We start from the raw sequence: 14,529 nt of genomic DNA, 5'->3' as shown, positions 1-14,529 counted from the left end.
CTGGTCTCGCTTCGCTCGAAAGACGTGGTTGCGGTGCGCTGGGCGCGTCGGTAGCGGGACTCAGCACCAGGCGCGCAGTGGAGGTGGACGGTGTACCGCTTGCCACGGCGGTCGCTTGCCCTTCGTCGCTTACGCAGCGGTCGCCCGGACGCGAGCCGGGCCGCGAACGGCGGATGCTCGGTCTCGTCTCGCTCGAAAGGTGGGGTTGAGGTGCGCTGGGCGGGTTGGTAGCGAAACTCATCACCGGGTGCGTGCGGTGGCCGTGGATGGCGGGCGGCTTGCCGTGGTCGCCGCTTGCGTCTTCGTCGGGTACGCGGCGGCCGCGCACACGCGAGCCGGGCCGCGAACGGCGGATGCTCGGTCTCGCTTCGCTCGAAAGGTGGGGTTGAGGTGCGCTGGGGGCGTTGGTGGCGAAACTGATCACCGGGTGCGTGCGGTGGCCGTGGATGGCGGGCGGCTTGCTGAGATTGCCGCTTGCTTGTTCGTCGCGTCTGTCGCGGCCGCACACGCGAGCCGGGCCGTGGACGGCGGATCGGGGCCGTGTCGCGCCGCGGGGTAGCCGGAGGCCGTCAATCGCCCTCGGTGGCGAGGTCCGCGAGGATCTCCATTGCCCATGTCGCGGGCACCGCGTCCGGGCCCGCCACTCGCATCGCGCTCATCACGGTGAGCAGCATTCCGGTGGCGAGGAAGCGGCGCGTCTCGGTTTCCGGCGCTCCGGTCAGGTCGCGGATGAGGCGGTAGATATCGCCGAAACGAGACCTGACCTGGTCGCCGATCTCCGGGTCCGCGCTGGCCGCGAAGCCGTGCAGCAGCAGTTGGAGCAGTTCGCGTTCGGCGAGGAAGACCGAATAGCCGTTGGCGAGGGCGGCGAGGGCTTCGTCCGGCGGCGCGTCGGGAGCCGCCTCGGCGCGCGCGGCACGGAAGATCTCCTCGATCCGGTCGCACACGCGATGCAACGCGGCGCGGAACAGGTTCTGCTTGGTGCCGAACAACCGGATCACGTAGGGCTGTGACACGCCCGATCGGCGGGCGATCTCGTCGGTCCGGGTGGCGGCGTAACCGGCCTCGGCGAAGGCGGAGACCGCCGCGCACAGCACCTGCTCGCCCCGCTCGGCGGCCGTCATCCTGTTCGTTGTCGCCATGGTGCTCCGTTTTCGCTGGTTCCGCGCTTGCCTTGACATGTTATCAGTCGATGCATACTGTTCGGGACATTAGTTATCAGTCGATTACAACAAAGGCTGGAAATGACCGAGACACTCCCCTCCACCGCGCCTGCCGCCGTGCCGGAATCCCTCGGCGCGGGCAGGCTCGCCGCCGTGCTCGCGGCGGTCGGCATCCCGATGTTCATGGTCACGCTGGACAACCTGGTCGTGACCAACGCGCTGCCGGTGATCCGCACCGAGCTGGGCGCTTCGCTGGCCGACCTGCAATGGTTCGTCAACGCCTACACGCTGTCGTTCGCCTCCTTGCTGCTCACCGCCTCCGCCCTCGGTGACCGGCTCGGCAGGCGGCGGATCTTCCTGCTGGGCATCGCGGTGTTCACGCTGGCTTCCGCGGTCTGCGCGCTGGCGACCGGACCTGGCATGCTCATCGCGGCGCGGGCGGTACAGGGCTTCGGGGCCGCCGGCGTCATGCCGCTGTCGCTGACGCTGTTGTCTGCCGCGGTGCCGGAGAAGATGCGCAGCGCCGCCATCGGCATCTGGGGCGGGATCGCCGGCCTCGGCGTCGCGCTGGGCCCGCTCATCGGCGGCGCCGTCGTCGAGGGACTGAGCTGGCAGTGGATCTTCTGGGTCAACGTGCCGATCGGCCTGATCGTGCTGCCGTTCGCGCTGCGGGTGCTGACGGAGTCGTGGGGCGGCAGCAGGCGAGTCGACCTGCTGGGGCTGCTGCTGTCGGCGGGCGGCGTGCTCGCCGTGGTGTGGGGCGTGATCCACGGCGCCGAGGACGGCTGGACGTCTCCTGGCGTGCTGTCCGCGCTGGTCGGCGGCGCGGTGCTGCTGGGCTGCCTGATCGTCTGGGAGCTGCGCACGCCGGAGCCGATGCTGCCGCTGCGCTTGTTCCGCTCCCGCGCGTTCCGGGTGAGCAACGCGACCGGCTTCACCTTCTCGATGGGCGTCTTCGGCTCGATCTTCCTGCTCGCCCAGTACTTCCAGATCGTGCAGGGCTACGGCCCGCTGCAATCCGGTATCCGCACCATGCCGTGGACGATGGCGCCGATGGTCGTCGCTCCGCTGGCGGGTCTGATCGTCGACAAGGTCGGCGCCCGCGCCCTGCTCACCACCGGGCAGGTGGCGCTCGCCGTCGCGCTGGCCTGGATGGCCGCGGTCACCTCCGTCGACGCGAGTTATCTGTCGTTCGTGGGTCCGTTCGTGCTCGGCGGCATCGGCATGGGCCTGACCTTCGCGCCGAGCGCCACCGTGGTGATGGCCGCGGCCGCGGAGCAGGACCGCGCGATGGCCTCGGGAACCAACAACACCCTGCGGGAAGTCGGTGTCGCCATGGGCGTCGCGGTGCTGGCGTCGGTGTTCGCCGCGCAGGGCTCCTACCTGGACCCGCAGAGCTACGTCGACGGACTGGTGCCCGCGGTGTGGGTCGGCGCCGCGATCGTCGCCGTCGGCGCGCTGGTGTCGCGGTTGCTGCCCGCCCACGTCACCGTCGCGCGCTGAACCGTCGCGGAACGCCCGGCCGCAGGCTATCGCCCCGGCCGGGCGTTCGGCCGCGGCCGCCGGAACTGCCCTCTCCCGGCGCGCCGCCTGCGAGTCCGTGCCGTTCGGGACGGGTGACGGTGCGCGACAGCGCTCTTCGGCCGGGCCTCGGCACGTCCGAGTGTGTGGCTACCACACGGCGCGCGCGGCGCGGCGGGTAATCCGCGTGAATCCGTCATCGCCCATCGAATACGATTGCGACCAGCAGCAATGCGGGCAGGCGAGCAGCGGCGCCCGCGAATTGATCCCCAGGGGAGAGACGGAGCATCGTGGCCGACGACATCGACGCAGGCGAGCAGAACGCAGCGCTGACCGAGGAGGCACTGGCCGCGGCAGCGGCGGCCGCCGAGAAGGCGTTCGCCGCTGCCGCCGACCTGGATGCGCTCGCGGTCGCGAAAACCGAGCACCTCGGCGGCAAGGCGCCGCTCGCGCTGGCGCAACGCGCGCTGGGCAGCCTGCCCAAGTCGGAGAAGGCCGACGCGGGCAAACGGGTCAACGTCGCCAGGTCGAGGGTGTCGGAGGCGTTCGAGTCCCGCCGCGCCGCGTTGCTGGCCGAGCGCGACGCCGCCGTGCTGGTCGCCGAGACCATCGACGTGACGCTGCCCGCGCGCCGCGCGGCCGTCGGCGCGCGGCATCCCATCACCGTCATCTCCGAGCAGATCGCCGACGTGTTCGTCGCCATGGGCTGGGAGGTCGCCGAAGGTCCCGAGGTGGAGACCGAGCACTTCAACTTCGACGCGCTGAACTTCCTGCCCGACCATCCGGCGCGCACCATGCAGGACACCTTCCACATCGCGCCCGAGGGCTCCCGCCAGGTGCTGCGCACGCACACCTCGCCGGTACAGGTGCGCTCGATGCTGGAACGCGAGCTGCCGATCTACGTGGTCTGCCCAGGACGCACCTTCCGCACCGACGAGCTGGACGCCACGCACACGCCGGTGTTCTCCCAGGTCGAGGGTCTGGCGGTGGACAAGGGCCTGACGATGGCGCATCTGCGCGGCACGCTGGACGCGTTCGCCCGCGCGCTGTTCGGGCCGCAGACCCGCACGCGCATGCGCCCCAACTACTTTCCGTTCACCGAGCCCTCCGCCGAGGTCGACGTGTGGTTCCCGGACAAGAAGGGCGGTGCGGGCTGGGTCGAATGGGGCGGCTGCGGCATGGTGAACCCGAAGGTGCTGATCGCCAGCGGGATCGATCCCGAGGTGTACAGCGGGTTCGCGTTCGGCATGGGCCTGGAGCGCACGCTGCAGTTCCGCAACGGCATCCCGGACATGCGCGACATCGTCGAGGGCGACGTGCGTTTCACGCTGCCCTTCGGCATCCGGTCCTGACCCCACCCTTCGATCGAGAGAGCGAAACGTCAAGTGCGAGTAGCGCAGTCCTGGCTGACCGACATCATCCAGCGCACCAACCCGGAGTGGTCGGTGACGCCGGAGGAGCTCGACGCGGGATTCGTCCGGGTCGGGCTGGAAGTCGAAGAGCTCGACAAGCTGGAGCGGATCACGGGCACGGAGGAGGCCGGCGCGCCGCTGGTGGTCGGCCGCGTCGCCGAGATCACCGAACTGACCGAGTTCAAGAAGCCGATCCGCTTCTGCAAGGTGGACGTCGGCAAGCCCGAGTTGCAGGAGATCATCTGCGGCGCCAGGAATTTCCGGGTCGGTGACCTGGTGGTCGTGGTGCTGCCCGGCGGTGTGCTGCCCGGCGGGTTCCAGATCACCTCGCGCAAGACCTACGGCCATGTCTCCAACGGGATGATCTGCTCGGTCGCCGAACTGGGCATCGGCAAGGACCATTCCGGCATCCTGGTGCTGGAACCGGGCACCGCGGAGCCGGGCGCCGACGCCAACGCGCTGCTCGGTCTGGACGACACGGTCGTCGAGCTGAACATCACGCCCGATCGCGGCTACTGCTTCTCGGTTCGCGGCCTGGCGCGCGAGCTGGCCTGCGGCTTCGATCTCGAGTACGCCGATCCGGCGGTGCGCACCCTGCCCGACCACGAGCAGGAAGCCTGGTCGATCCGGGTCGAGCCGGATTCCCGGTGCACCCGTTTCGCGGCACGGCGGGTCACCGGCGTGGACCCGAACGCGGTGAGTCCCTGGTGGTTGCAGCGCAGGCTGTTGCTGTCGGGCGTGCGCCCGATCTCGCCCGCGGTGGACGTGACCAACTACGTGATGCTCGAGCTGGGGCAGCCGCTGCACGCCTTCGACGCGAGCAAGGTGTCCGGTGGTCTGGTGGTCCGTTCCGCGCACCGCGGCGAGACGCTGCGCACCCTGGACGACGTGGAGCGCACGCTCGACGCCGAGGACGTGGTGATCGCCGACGACTCCGGCGTCATCTCGCTGGCCGGGGTGATGGGCGGCGCGAGTACCGAAGTCGGCGCGGACAGCACCGACATCCTGCTCGAGGCGGCCACCTGGAACCCGTTGCTGATCTACCGCACCGCGCGCAGGCACAAGCTGGTGTCGGAGGCGGGTAAGCGGTACGAGCGGGTCGTCGATCCGGAGATCAACGTGGCCGCGCTCGATCGGGCGGCCACGCTGCTTGCCGAGATCACCGGCGGCACGATCGAACCCGTGCTCACCGATGTCCGCATCCCGGTCCCGGCTCCCGAGCCCATCCGGATGGACATCGATCTGGCCGACCGCGTCGCGGGCGTCACCTACCCGACCGGGACCTCCGCGCGCCGCCTTGCCCAGATCGGCTGCACGGTCGAGGTGGGCGTCAGCGAAGCCGGGCACGGACAGCTGGTGGTGACCCCGCCGAGCTGGCGGCCCGACCTGGCCCAGCCCGCCGACCTGGTGGAGGAGGTGCTGCGGCTGGAGGGTCTCGAGCAGATCCCGTCCGTGCTGCCCACCGCACCGGCCGGGCGCGGGCTCACGCCGACCCAGCGCCGTCGCCGCGCCGTCAGCCGCGCGCTGGCGTTCGCCGGGGCCGTGGAGGTACCGCCGCCGGTGTTCCTGCCCGCCGGAGTGTTCGACACCTGGGGTCTGGACGCCGACGACCCGCGCCGCGCCACCACGAAGGTGCTGAACCCGCTCGACGTGGAACGCGCCGAGCTGGCCACCACCCTGCTGCCCGGCCTGCTGGAGGTGGCCGTCCGCAACATCTCGCGCGGCGCGCGTGACCTGGCGATCTACGGCATCGCGCAAGTCGTGCTGCCGGGGGCGAAGACCAGGCCGGTCGACCCGCTGCCGGTGGACCGGCGTCCCACCGACGAGGAGATCGCCGAGCTGCTGGAATCGCTGCCCGAGCAGCCGGTGCACGTGGCCGCCGTCCTGACCGGCCGCCGCGAGCCGCGCGGGCCGTGGGGGCCGGGTCGTCCGGCCGAAGCCGCCGACGCGTTCGCCCTCGCCGACGCCGTCGGCGACGCGGCCGGGGTGACCATCGAGCGCCGTCCGGCGGCTCATCTGCCCTGGCATCCCGGTCGCTGCGCCGAGCTGGTGGTGGACGGAACGGTCGTCGGCCACGCGGGTGAGTTGCATCCCGCCGTGCTGGAGCGTTCCGGTCTGCCGCCGCGCACCTGCGCCGTGGAACTCGACCTGGACGCGCTGCCGCTGCGGGAATCCCGGCCGGTCCCGATCGTGTCGCCGTTCCCCGCGGTGCTCCAGGACGTCTCGGTGAGCGTCGAGAAGGCGATCCCGGCGGCGTCCGTCGAGTCCGCGCTGCGCACCGGCGGCGGCGAGCTGCTGGAGGACATCGCGCTGTTCGACGTGTACGAGGGCGCTCAGGCCGGCGAGGGACGCAAGTCGCTCACCTACGCCCTGCGTTTCCGGGCCACCGATCGGACGCTCACCGAGGACGAGGCCAGTGCCGCGCGCGACGCGGCGGTCGCGGCGGCGGCCGACGCGGTAGGCGCGGTGCTGCGGGGCTGACGCGGTGGAGCTGGGCCGCGGGGCCCGGGGTTCGCTGATCGACGCCGGTCGGTGCGGCGACCGGAGCCGCGCGGCACGACCGCAGCCGGGCGCGCTCGGAACCTTTGCCGCGGCGCCCGCTCGACCCGGCCTTGTCTGGCGAGGAGTAAGAACGTGGGCATGCGACACCCGGCCCGTCCGATCCTCAACGCGCTGACCTATCTGCCGGAGCGGAGGGTGTTGCAGACCCCGGCGCTGCTCGGCATGGAGTACACCGACGTGTCGCTGCCCACCTCCGACGGTGAGACGGTGCACGCGTGGTGGATGCCCGCCCGCGATTCGGTCGGGCACATCCTGTTCGCGCACGGCAACGCGGGCAATCTCGGCGACCGGGTGCCGATCTTCGCCTTGCTCACCCAGGCCGGTTTCGACGTGCTGGCCTTCGACTACCGCGGATACGGGCGCAGCACCGGGAAACCGACCGAGCACGGCACCTACCTGGACGCGCGGGCCGCGCGCGGCGCGTTGCTGGCGCAACCCGGCGTCGATCCGAATCGCGTGCTGTACCTGGGCAAGTCCCTCGGCGGCGGCGTCGTGCTCGAGCTGGCGCAGCACCATCCGCCTGCCGGAGTGATGTTGATGTCCACGTTCAGCGGCCTGCGGGACGCGGCTCGCTCGGTGTATCCGTTCCTGCCCGCGCCACTGGTGCCGAACGCCTACCCGAACGAACGCCGCATTCGCGCGCTGCGCGCCCCGGTGCTGATCATGCACGGCGACCAGGACGAACTGCTGCCGCTGCGGCACGCGCAGCGCCTCTACGCCGCGGCGCGGGAGCCGAAGCGGCTCGTCGTCTTCCCCGGGGCCGGGCACAACGATCTGATCGTCGTCGGCGGCTCGGCCTGGTACGACCTGGTGCGCGAGTGGGCGGGTGCGCGCGTGCGCTCGTGAACGGCCGGTGGCGGTCGAGCGTGCGTAGCCTGGCGGTATGAGCGACAACAGCGAGATCGCGAGCCGGTTGGCCGGACTGTCCGACGCGGAGCTGGCCGGTGTCCTGCTGGCCGCCACGGCGGGGCGTCCCGGTTTCGCGGCGGTCCACGCGGCGCTGGTCGGGCTGTTGGAAACCGGTGATACGGCGGCGGTCGGCGATGTGACTCCTACCACCCCACCCGGCGAGCCCATGCTCGCACCGCCGACGCCGGACGCGTCGGGCCAGGTGGGCGGCAGTTCCACGGTACCGGCGGTACCGGTACCGCCGACGGGTATGCCGGAGTCCGTCGGCGGCGGCGGATATTCGGCCTCCGGTGTTCCTACTTTCGAGTCAGTTCGCGATAAGGTCGAGCATCGCTACGGGGCCGCGCAGGGGATGGGCGAACTCGACCGGCAGACTCCGGCGGGCCGCAGCGTGGACGAACAATGGCAGGCACGTGAGCAGGCCGCGCGTGAGCGCCTGGACCGGATCCGGAAATCGTTGCACGGCAACGACGCCGACCCGCACCAGTCGTGATCCGCGCCGGGCGCGCCGGACGAGGTGTGATGGGTGGAATTCGATGAGCGAGCCGCGTGAGATCGCCGAACGGTTACTGGACGCCCAGGTGGCGTACCTGCTCGCCGAGGTGACCGGCGAGCGTTTCGCGGAGGTGGTCGCGCGCGACACCGAGGCGGTGCTCGGGGTGGCCGACACGCTCGTCTTCCGGGACGTCGTGGAGCTCGAGCAAGCCAAGCAGACCGTCCGCACGGTGGTCGAGTTGATCGGCGGCAGTCCGGTTTTCGCCGACATGGTCGGGGTGTTCGCCGACTCGATCTACGACCACATCGCCGCCAACAACGACTACACGCTCGGCGAAGTGGTCGAGCGCGAGCCGGTGGAGGCGCTGCTGGAGAAGATTTTCGGCATGCACCAGGCCCAGGAGCGCATCCTGGACCGGCTCACCGAGAGCCCGCTGGTGGCGACCGTCGCCTCGAAGTTCGTGGACAAGCTGATCAACGATTTCGTGCAGGCGAACCGGGAGCGCGCGGAGAAGATCCCGGGGGTGTCCTCGCTGATGTCGCTGGGTCAGTCCGCGGCCAATCGCGCCAAGAAGGCCGCCGACGGTACGTTCGTCGGCGACCTGGCGGGCAAGGGCGCGCTGTTCGCGCTCAAGCGCACCAACAACGCCATCCGCGAGATGCTGCGCGACGCCCCGGTGCACGCCGCCGCGATGGAGTTCTGGGATCTGCACGCCGACGAACCGGTCAGCGGCCTGCGCGACTACCTCAGCCAGAAGGACCTCAACGAGCTGGTGCTGCTGTGCTACGAGATCGCCGTCACCACCAGGGAGAAGGAGTATTTCGGCCTGCTCATCGACGAGTGCGTGGAGGTGTTCTTCACCAAGTACGGCGATTACACCTTGGCGGCCATGCTGCCCGAACTGGGCCTGACCGGTGACGACATCGTCAAGGAGATCCTGCGGTACGGCCCGGCGGTCATCGAGGGCGCGAAGCGCGACGGCGTTCTCGCCGGGCTGATCCGGGAGCGCCTCGCCCCCTTCTACACCTCCGACGAGGTGCTCGCCATCCTGGCTGGAAGCTGACCGCTACTTCGGCAGCGCCGGGACGATCGCTTGGCCGATGGTGGCCAGGCGATCGCAGGGGTTCGCGTCCGCGGTCTTGTTGACGAGGGTCAGTTGCAGCAGGCCCTGCCGGGCCGGGAAGAGCACGTCGCACATCTGGTCTTTGGCGGCGTCGTCGACGCGGAACTGGCGGCCGGGCCGCCCGGCGATGGTGACATCCTGGAAGTCGACGTTGCCCGGCTTCCGCTCGAACTCGGCCACGGACATTCCGTTGGAGAACACGCCGAGGGTGAAGTCGGCGCCCTTCCATCCGCAGATCTCCCAGCCGGGCTGCTGCACACCGCCCACGCCGACCTGCTTGCTGGCAGGGTCGAGTCCGGCGCTCGTCAGCGCGGCGTCGGGGATGCCGGTGCAGGGATCGAAGAGCTGCGTGGCCGTGCTCGCGGCCGGTGTGGTGGTCGCCGCGGGCGAACCGCCGGAGTCGTCGCCGCAGGCGGCCAGTCCCAACGCGAGTGCGATCGTCAAGGGAATCAACGTGATTCGGTGCGCCATCCAGCCCTCTTGCCCTCCGGTGTGTCGCGCCGGACTGTATCAGAGTCGGGCCGTGAGGTTTCGCGGCGGGCGAAGGCGGGTATGCGGCAACGGTATCCGGCTTCCGCTCGCGTGCGGGGAGGCCGGTTTTGTCGTGCTCGTAACCCCTCGTTGCCAGTGTGTATAGAAGTCCGCACAGTGTCCGTTTTGCCCGATTTTCGCGTTGACGAAGGGTGGGGTCTGTGACAGTTTCCCCTTGATTTCCGCGTGCTCGCTGCGGCGGCTGATCGGAGGAGCAGAGGGTGGAGCGGTCACCTGGACGACCGGAGAATTCCGGCGGCACACCGGCTGTCGCGCTCCGCACCCTCGACGGTGAACGCCAGGTGTCCGGCAGCGGAATAGTGCGGCCGCGAACCATCCGCGGGCAGCTGGCCCGCATCCTCGTGGTGTCGCTCGTGCTGGTGCTCGCCTTGCTCGGCGCGAAGGTGGCCGGCGAGCTGGACGCGTACCGGAAGAGCGAGGACACGGTGGCCGGGGTGGCGCTGGCGCTGACGGTGCAGGATCTGGTGCACGAGACGCAGCGCGAGCGCGGCCTGACCAATGGCCTGCTCGGCGGCGACCAACGCCTGCGGCAGCCGGTGGACGATCAGCGCGGCGCGGTCGACCGCGCCTTGCAGGCCCTGCGGCAGGCGGTGGCGGACGGACCGCCCGGCGCGGAGCGGGTGCGAGCCGCCACCCGGCCGCTCACCGACCTGGACGCGACCAGGTCCAGGATCGACGAGCGCCGCACGTCCCGGCAGGCAGCGTTCCAGTACTACACCGACGCCATCGACGCGCTGAACCACCTGTTCCTCGGTCTCGACCAGGCCGCGGACCCGGTGGTCCGGCACGGGCTGCAAGCGCTGTACGCGCTGGGTGAGGCGAAGGAGCAGACGGCCCGCGAGCGCGGGTTCCTGAACGGCGTCTTCGCCGCCGACGCGTTCGGCCCTGGCGAGTACGTGCAGTTCCTCGACATCCGGGCGGCGAAGCTGGCCGGTCTGGCCGCGTTCGCCCGCGACGCGACCGGGGCACAGCAGGCGCGACTGGACGCCGTGCTGGACGGCGCCGACGCGGTCGCGGCCGCGGAGGCGGAGAACATCGCGATCGCCTCCAGCGCCGGGCCGCTGGCGCGTCCGGTCGATCCGATCGCCTGGTGGGCCCGGATGACCGCGGTCATCGACGAGCAGCGCACGGTGCAGCAGTCGGTCGGCGCCGACGTGCGGCAGCGCGCGGGAGTGTTGCGCCGCGCCGCCGCCGTGACCCTCGGCGCGTTCGTGCTCGCCGCGCTGGCGGCGATCGCGGTGGAGGTGGCTCTGGTCGTCGCCGCGGTGCGCGCGATCGTCCGGCCGCTGGCCACGCTGGCCGCGGATGCCGACGACGTGTCCGGTCGGCGGCTGCCCGAGGTGATCTCGGCCTGGCGCACCGGCGACGACACCCGGCCGCCGGACCCGCCGGTCCCGGTGCGGACGCCGCCCGGGGCGAGCGTCGAGATCGCCGCCGTGGCCCGCGCGCTGGATCGGGTCCAGTCCACCGCCTTCGACCTCGCGTCGGAGCAGGCGCTGGTGCGCCGCAACACCACCGAGTCGATGGTCAGCCTGGCTCGCCGCAATCAGAATCTCGTGCGCCGCCAGCTCGGCCTGATCAGCGAATTCGAGCGCGAGGAGCTCGATCCCAAGGCGCTGTCGAACCTGTTCGAGCTCGACCATCTGGCCACCAGGATGCGCCGCAACGCCGAGAGCCTGCTGGTGCTGGTCGGTGAGGCGGGCCCGCGCCGCTGGGCCGAACCGATCCCGCTGAGCGACGTGATCCGCGCGGGGTTGTCCGAGGTCGACGACTATCGCAGGGTGGCGCTGCGGCGGATGGACGAGGTGCTCATCACCGGCGCGGCGGCCAGCGAGCTGGCCCACATGCTGGCGGAGTTGGTCGAGAACGGGCTCGCGTTCTCCCCGCCGGATGTCGAGGTGGAGATCTACGGCCGCGCCGGGCCGAACGGGTACCTGCTCGCGGTGGTCGATCACGGCGTCGGCATGCCCGCCGAGCAATTGGCCCAGGCCAACGCGCGGTTGCGCGGCGAGCAGGACTTCGTCGTCGCGCCAACCCGTCATCTCGGCCACTACGTGGTCGGCAGGCTCGCCGAGCGGCTCGGTATCGGCGTGGAACTCAGCGCTTCCCCGGTCAGCGGCATCGTCGCGCGCCTGACCCTGCCGCCCGGCATGCTCGACAGCGAGCCGCAACCGCGCGAGGAGTCCATCGGACAGGCCCCGGCCGGGCGGGCAACCGCGCCCGCCTCCCACACCGCCACCGTGCGCGATTCCGCTGCCCTCGGTTCGAGTTCGCCGCAGCCGGGTGCGGCCACCGCGGCGACCACCGCGGCTGGCGGGCGGACCACCGGGGCTGGCGGGCCGACCACTGCGGCTGGCGGGCCGACCACTGGGACTGACGGGCCGGTCGCCGGATCGGCGCCCTACACCCAGCTCGTCGTGGCGCGATCCGAGTCGGTGGCGAGCGCAGGCCTGGTCGAATCCCGCCGCGCGGGAGGTCCATCCGGTTCGGCTCCGGACGAACCCGCGGCTCGGTACACCGAGAACGGCTTGGTGAAACGAAACAAGAAGGCTCGCGCCGCGGCAGCGAGCGTGCGGCCCGAGGCGGCGCCCCGTGCGGAGCAGGCGCCCGTGGTCGAGCGCTCGCCCGAGGAGATCCGCGGCATGCTGTCCGCCTTCCGGGCGGGACATCAGCGCGGCGCGCCCGCACGGCACGCCGCTCCCGCGCGCAACGACCGCGTCCACGCCGCCGCCGCGGCGTCAGAACTCCAGCCCGCGACCATGACAGAGGAGATCCGGTGACCACCCACATATCGAGCGCCGACCCGCACACGTTCAATTGGATGCTGGCCAACTTCGTTCGCGCGACCGACGGTGTGCGCGAGGCGGTCGCGGTGTCCTCCGACGGCCTGCTCATCGCCATGTCCGACGGCTTGGACCGCGCCTCCGCCGACCGGCTCGCCGCGATGGTGTCCGGGCTGACCGGGCTGGCCCGCAGCGCCTCACGCAGTTACTCCTTCGACGGCCTGAAGCTGATCATGATCGAGATGAAACGCGGGTTCCTGCTGGTCTCCGCCATGGGGGACGGCAGCTGTCTCGGCGTGATCGCCGACAGCGGTTGCGACGTCGGCCTGGTCGGCTACGAGATGGCGGTGCTCGCCGAGCGCGCCGGCGCGCTGCTCGACCCCGCGCTCATCGCCGAATTGCGCGGGTCACTGCGGCGATGAGACACGAACCCGCCTTCGGGCCAGACCGTTTCGTGCGCCCCTTCGTGGTCACCGCCGGGCGCACCACACCGCTGCTGGACGGACTGCGCATCGAGACGATGGTGTGGGCCGACCCGGCCGCGCTGTCCGCGCCGCTGCGCTTCGAGCAGCGCACTCTCGTACGGCTGTGCCAGCGGCCGCACTCCATCGCCGAGATCGGCGTCGCGCTCGGCGTCCCGATCGGCGTCGCCAAGGTCGTGGTCAGCGATCTGGCCGCCACCGGGCACGTCTCCGTGCGCTCCGCCGACCAGCTCACCGCCGCCGCCATCGAGAGGATCAGGGACCTTGTCCGTGCACTCTGACATGCGAACGCCCACCATGCCGTCCTCGGTGAAAATCGTGGTCAGCGGCGGGTTCGGGGTAGGGAAGACGACGTTCATCGGAGCCATCTCCGAAATCGAGCCGTTGGTGACCGAGGCGGCGATGACCGAGATGGCCGTCGGCGTGGACGACGCGGGACACCGGGCCGACAAGACGCAGACCACCGTCGCCCTGGATTTCGGGCGCATCACCCTGGACAGCTCGCTGCTGCTGTACCTGTTCGGCACGCCGGGCCAGGACCGTTTCGTCTTCCTGTGGGACGACCTGGTCGACGGTGCGCTCGGCGCGGTGATCGTGGTGGACACCGGCCGCGTCGACGACTGCTACCCGGTGCTGGACTACTTCGAAGGGCGCGGCACGCCTTTCGTCGTCGCGGTCAACCGGTTCGACGGCGGCACCCGCTTCGACCTCGCCGAGGTCCGGGAGGCGCTCGAACTCGACGACTGGATCCCGGTGCTGGAATGCGATGCCAGGAAACGTGATTCGGTCAAAGAGGTGTTGGTCTCGCTGCTCGAACAGGTGCTGTCGCACCGAGCGGATCACCTCACCGCCCTGGACGCGGGCTGAGCCGTCGGCCGGTGCCGTGCCCGGCGCGCCACCGGCCGGACGGCGGGCGCGTGACCTTGTCGGATGCGGCGTTCGACGCCGACCCGCGCGCCGGCCGGCGGTAGTGCGCCGAGCACCGATGAATTCGCCGCGCGCGCGTCGTCTGTACTGTTGCCCGGCCCTGACGAAGAGAAGGAGCATCATCATGAGCAACGGCGCGGACTTCGCCCTCACCCACATCGGCGTGCTGGTCGCTGACCAGGACAAGGCCCTGGAGTTCTACCGTGACGTGATCGGCCTCGAAGTGCGTGCGGACCTGCCGTTCGCCGGTGGACGCTGGCTGACCGTCGGTCCGGCGAAGCAGCCCGGCATCGAGTTCATTCTGGAGACCCCCGAGATGGTGCCGGACGAGGCGGCCGCAGCGGCCGCGCGGGCGCGGCTGGCCAGCGGCGCGCAGGGCACGTTGATCTTCACCACCGATGCCGTGGACGCCACGTTCGCCCGGCTGCGCGACGCCGGGGTCGAGGTGACGCAGGAGCCGATCACGCAGCCGTACGGCGTCCGTGACTGCGGATTCCGTGACCCGTGGGGCAACTACCTGCGCTTCTCCGAACTGCCCGGCTGAGCCGGGCCCGGCCGGTGTGGGCCGCGTCGCATTCCCCGGCGGGCCGGAGGGCAAT

The 14,529-nt window shown here is 71.0% G+C and carries 13 protein-coding genes; 11 read left to right on the top strand and 2 right to left on the bottom strand.

Annotated elements, in window-relative coordinates; all coding sequences use genetic code 11:
- Positions 1 to 569 precede the first annotated feature (569 nt).
- Positions 570 to 1,142, bottom strand: coding sequence for a TetR/AcrR family transcriptional regulator (locus tag NB3_RS25095; protein WP_067808288.1), 573 nt, complete (start codon positions 1,140 to 1,142; stop codon positions 570 to 572).
- Positions 1,143 to 1,244: 102 nt separating this feature from the next.
- On the opposite strand from NB3_RS25095, the gene NB3_RS25090 reads away from it, so the two are divergent.
- The 6 genes from NB3_RS25090 to NB3_RS25065 all read left to right on the top strand — a co-directional run bounded on the left by NB3_RS25090 (position 1,245) and on the right by NB3_RS25065 (position 9,126).
- Positions 1,245 to 2,666, top strand: coding sequence for an MFS transporter (locus NB3_RS25090; protein ID WP_067808286.1), 1,422 nt, complete (start codon positions 1,245 to 1,247; stop codon positions 2,664 to 2,666).
- Positions 2,667 to 2,974: 308 nt separating this feature from the next.
- A complete protein-coding gene (gene pheS, locus NB3_RS25085) occupies positions 2,975 to 4,036 on the top strand; it encodes a phenylalanine--tRNA ligase subunit alpha (RefSeq protein WP_067808284.1) in 1,062 nt (353 codons plus the stop codon).
- A 33-nt stretch (positions 4,037 to 4,069) separates the two neighbouring features.
- On the top strand, positions 4,070 to 6,577 hold the full coding sequence (gene pheT / locus NB3_RS25080; RefSeq protein WP_067808282.1) for a phenylalanine--tRNA ligase subunit beta: 2,508 nt from the start codon (positions 4,070 to 4,072) through the stop codon (positions 6,575 to 6,577).
- A 159-nt stretch (positions 6,578 to 6,736) separates the two neighbouring features.
- Positions 6,737 to 7,504 carry an alpha/beta hydrolase gene (locus NB3_RS25075; RefSeq protein ID WP_067808306.1) on the top strand — a complete coding sequence of 256 codons (768 nt, stop codon included), beginning with the start codon at positions 6,737 to 6,739 and terminating at the stop codon, positions 7,502 to 7,504.
- Positions 7,505 to 7,541: 37 nt separating this feature from the next.
- Positions 7,542 to 8,060, top strand: coding sequence for a PspA/IM30 family protein (locus NB3_RS25070; protein ID WP_067808280.1), 519 nt, complete (start codon positions 7,542 to 7,544; stop codon positions 8,058 to 8,060).
- A gap of 43 nt (positions 8,061 to 8,103) precedes the next feature.
- A complete protein-coding gene (locus tag NB3_RS25065) occupies positions 8,104 to 9,126 on the top strand; it encodes a hypothetical protein (RefSeq protein ID WP_067808277.1) in 1,023 nt (340 codons plus the stop codon).
- Between the two features lie 3 nt (positions 9,127 to 9,129).
- Here NB3_RS25065 and NB3_RS25060 read toward each other — a convergent pair whose 3' ends face one another.
- A complete protein-coding gene (locus tag NB3_RS25060) occupies positions 9,130 to 9,630 on the bottom strand; it encodes a DUF3558 domain-containing protein (RefSeq protein ID WP_169810744.1) in 501 nt (166 codons plus the stop codon).
- 308 nt (positions 9,631 to 9,938) lie between these two features.
- On the opposite strand from NB3_RS25060, the gene NB3_RS25055 reads away from it, so the two are divergent.
- The 5 genes from NB3_RS25055 (at position 9,939) to NB3_RS25035 (ending at position 14,474) form a co-directional block, all read left to right on the top strand.
- Complete coding sequence (locus NB3_RS25055) at positions 9,939 to 12,518, top strand: sensor histidine kinase (protein ID WP_244892067.1); 2,580 nt, start codon at positions 9,939 to 9,941, stop codon at positions 12,516 to 12,518.
- The gene (locus NB3_RS25050) at positions 12,515 to 12,943 is read left to right on the top strand and encodes a roadblock/LC7 domain-containing protein (protein WP_244892066.1); all 429 of its coding nucleotides are present in this window, start codon (positions 12,515 to 12,517) and stop codon (positions 12,941 to 12,943) included. The genes NB3_RS25055 and NB3_RS25050 overlap by 4 nt, the downstream gene beginning before the upstream one ends.
- Positions 12,940 to 13,284 (top strand): DUF742 domain-containing protein, encoded by a 345-nt coding sequence (locus NB3_RS25045; protein WP_067808270.1) that lies wholly within the window; start codon positions 12,940 to 12,942, stop codon positions 13,282 to 13,284. The genes NB3_RS25050 and NB3_RS25045 overlap by 4 nt, the downstream gene beginning before the upstream one ends.
- A 16-nt stretch (positions 13,285 to 13,300) precedes the next feature.
- Positions 13,301 to 13,870: a GTP-binding protein gene (locus NB3_RS25040; protein ID WP_067808302.1), complete on the top strand. Its 570-nt coding sequence runs from the start codon at positions 13,301 to 13,303 to the stop codon at positions 13,868 to 13,870.
- Positions 13,871 to 14,054: 184 nt separating this feature from the next.
- On the top strand, positions 14,055 to 14,474 hold the full coding sequence (locus tag NB3_RS25035; RefSeq protein ID WP_067808269.1) for a VOC family protein: 420 nt from the start codon (positions 14,055 to 14,057) through the stop codon (positions 14,472 to 14,474).
- The last annotated feature ends 55 nt before the right edge of the window (positions 14,475 to 14,529 follow it).

It is taken from the genome of Nocardia beijingensis NBRC 16342 (assembly GCF_001612785.1).
GTDB lineage: Bacteria > Actinomycetota > Actinomycetes > Mycobacteriales > Mycobacteriaceae > Nocardia > Nocardia beijingensis.
This window is presented reverse-complemented; position numbering and strand designations above follow the sequence as displayed.

Coding starts and splice junctions, on each gene's coding strand:
- NB3_RS25095 (WP_067808288.1), bottom strand. CDS start 1,142: ATGGCGACAACGAACAGGATGACGGCCGCCGAGCGGGGCGAGCAGGTG.
- NB3_RS25090 (WP_067808286.1), top strand. CDS start 1,245: ATGACCGAGACACTCCCCTCCACCGCGCCTGCCGCCGTGCCGGAATCC.
- NB3_RS25075 (WP_067808306.1), top strand. CDS start 6,737: ATGCGACACCCGGCCCGTCCGATCCTCAACGCGCTGACCTATCTGCCG.
- NB3_RS25070 (WP_067808280.1), top strand. CDS start 7,542: ATGAGCGACAACAGCGAGATCGCGAGCCGGTTGGCCGGACTGTCCGAC.
- NB3_RS25065 (WP_067808277.1), top strand. CDS start 8,104: ATGAGCGAGCCGCGTGAGATCGCCGAACGGTTACTGGACGCCCAGGTG.
- NB3_RS25045 (WP_067808270.1), top strand. CDS start 12,940: ATGAGACACGAACCCGCCTTCGGGCCAGACCGTTTCGTGCGCCCCTTC.
- NB3_RS25040 (WP_067808302.1), top strand. CDS start 13,301: ATGCCGTCCTCGGTGAAAATCGTGGTCAGCGGCGGGTTCGGGGTAGGG.
- NB3_RS25035 (WP_067808269.1), top strand. CDS start 14,055: ATGAGCAACGGCGCGGACTTCGCCCTCACCCACATCGGCGTGCTGGTC.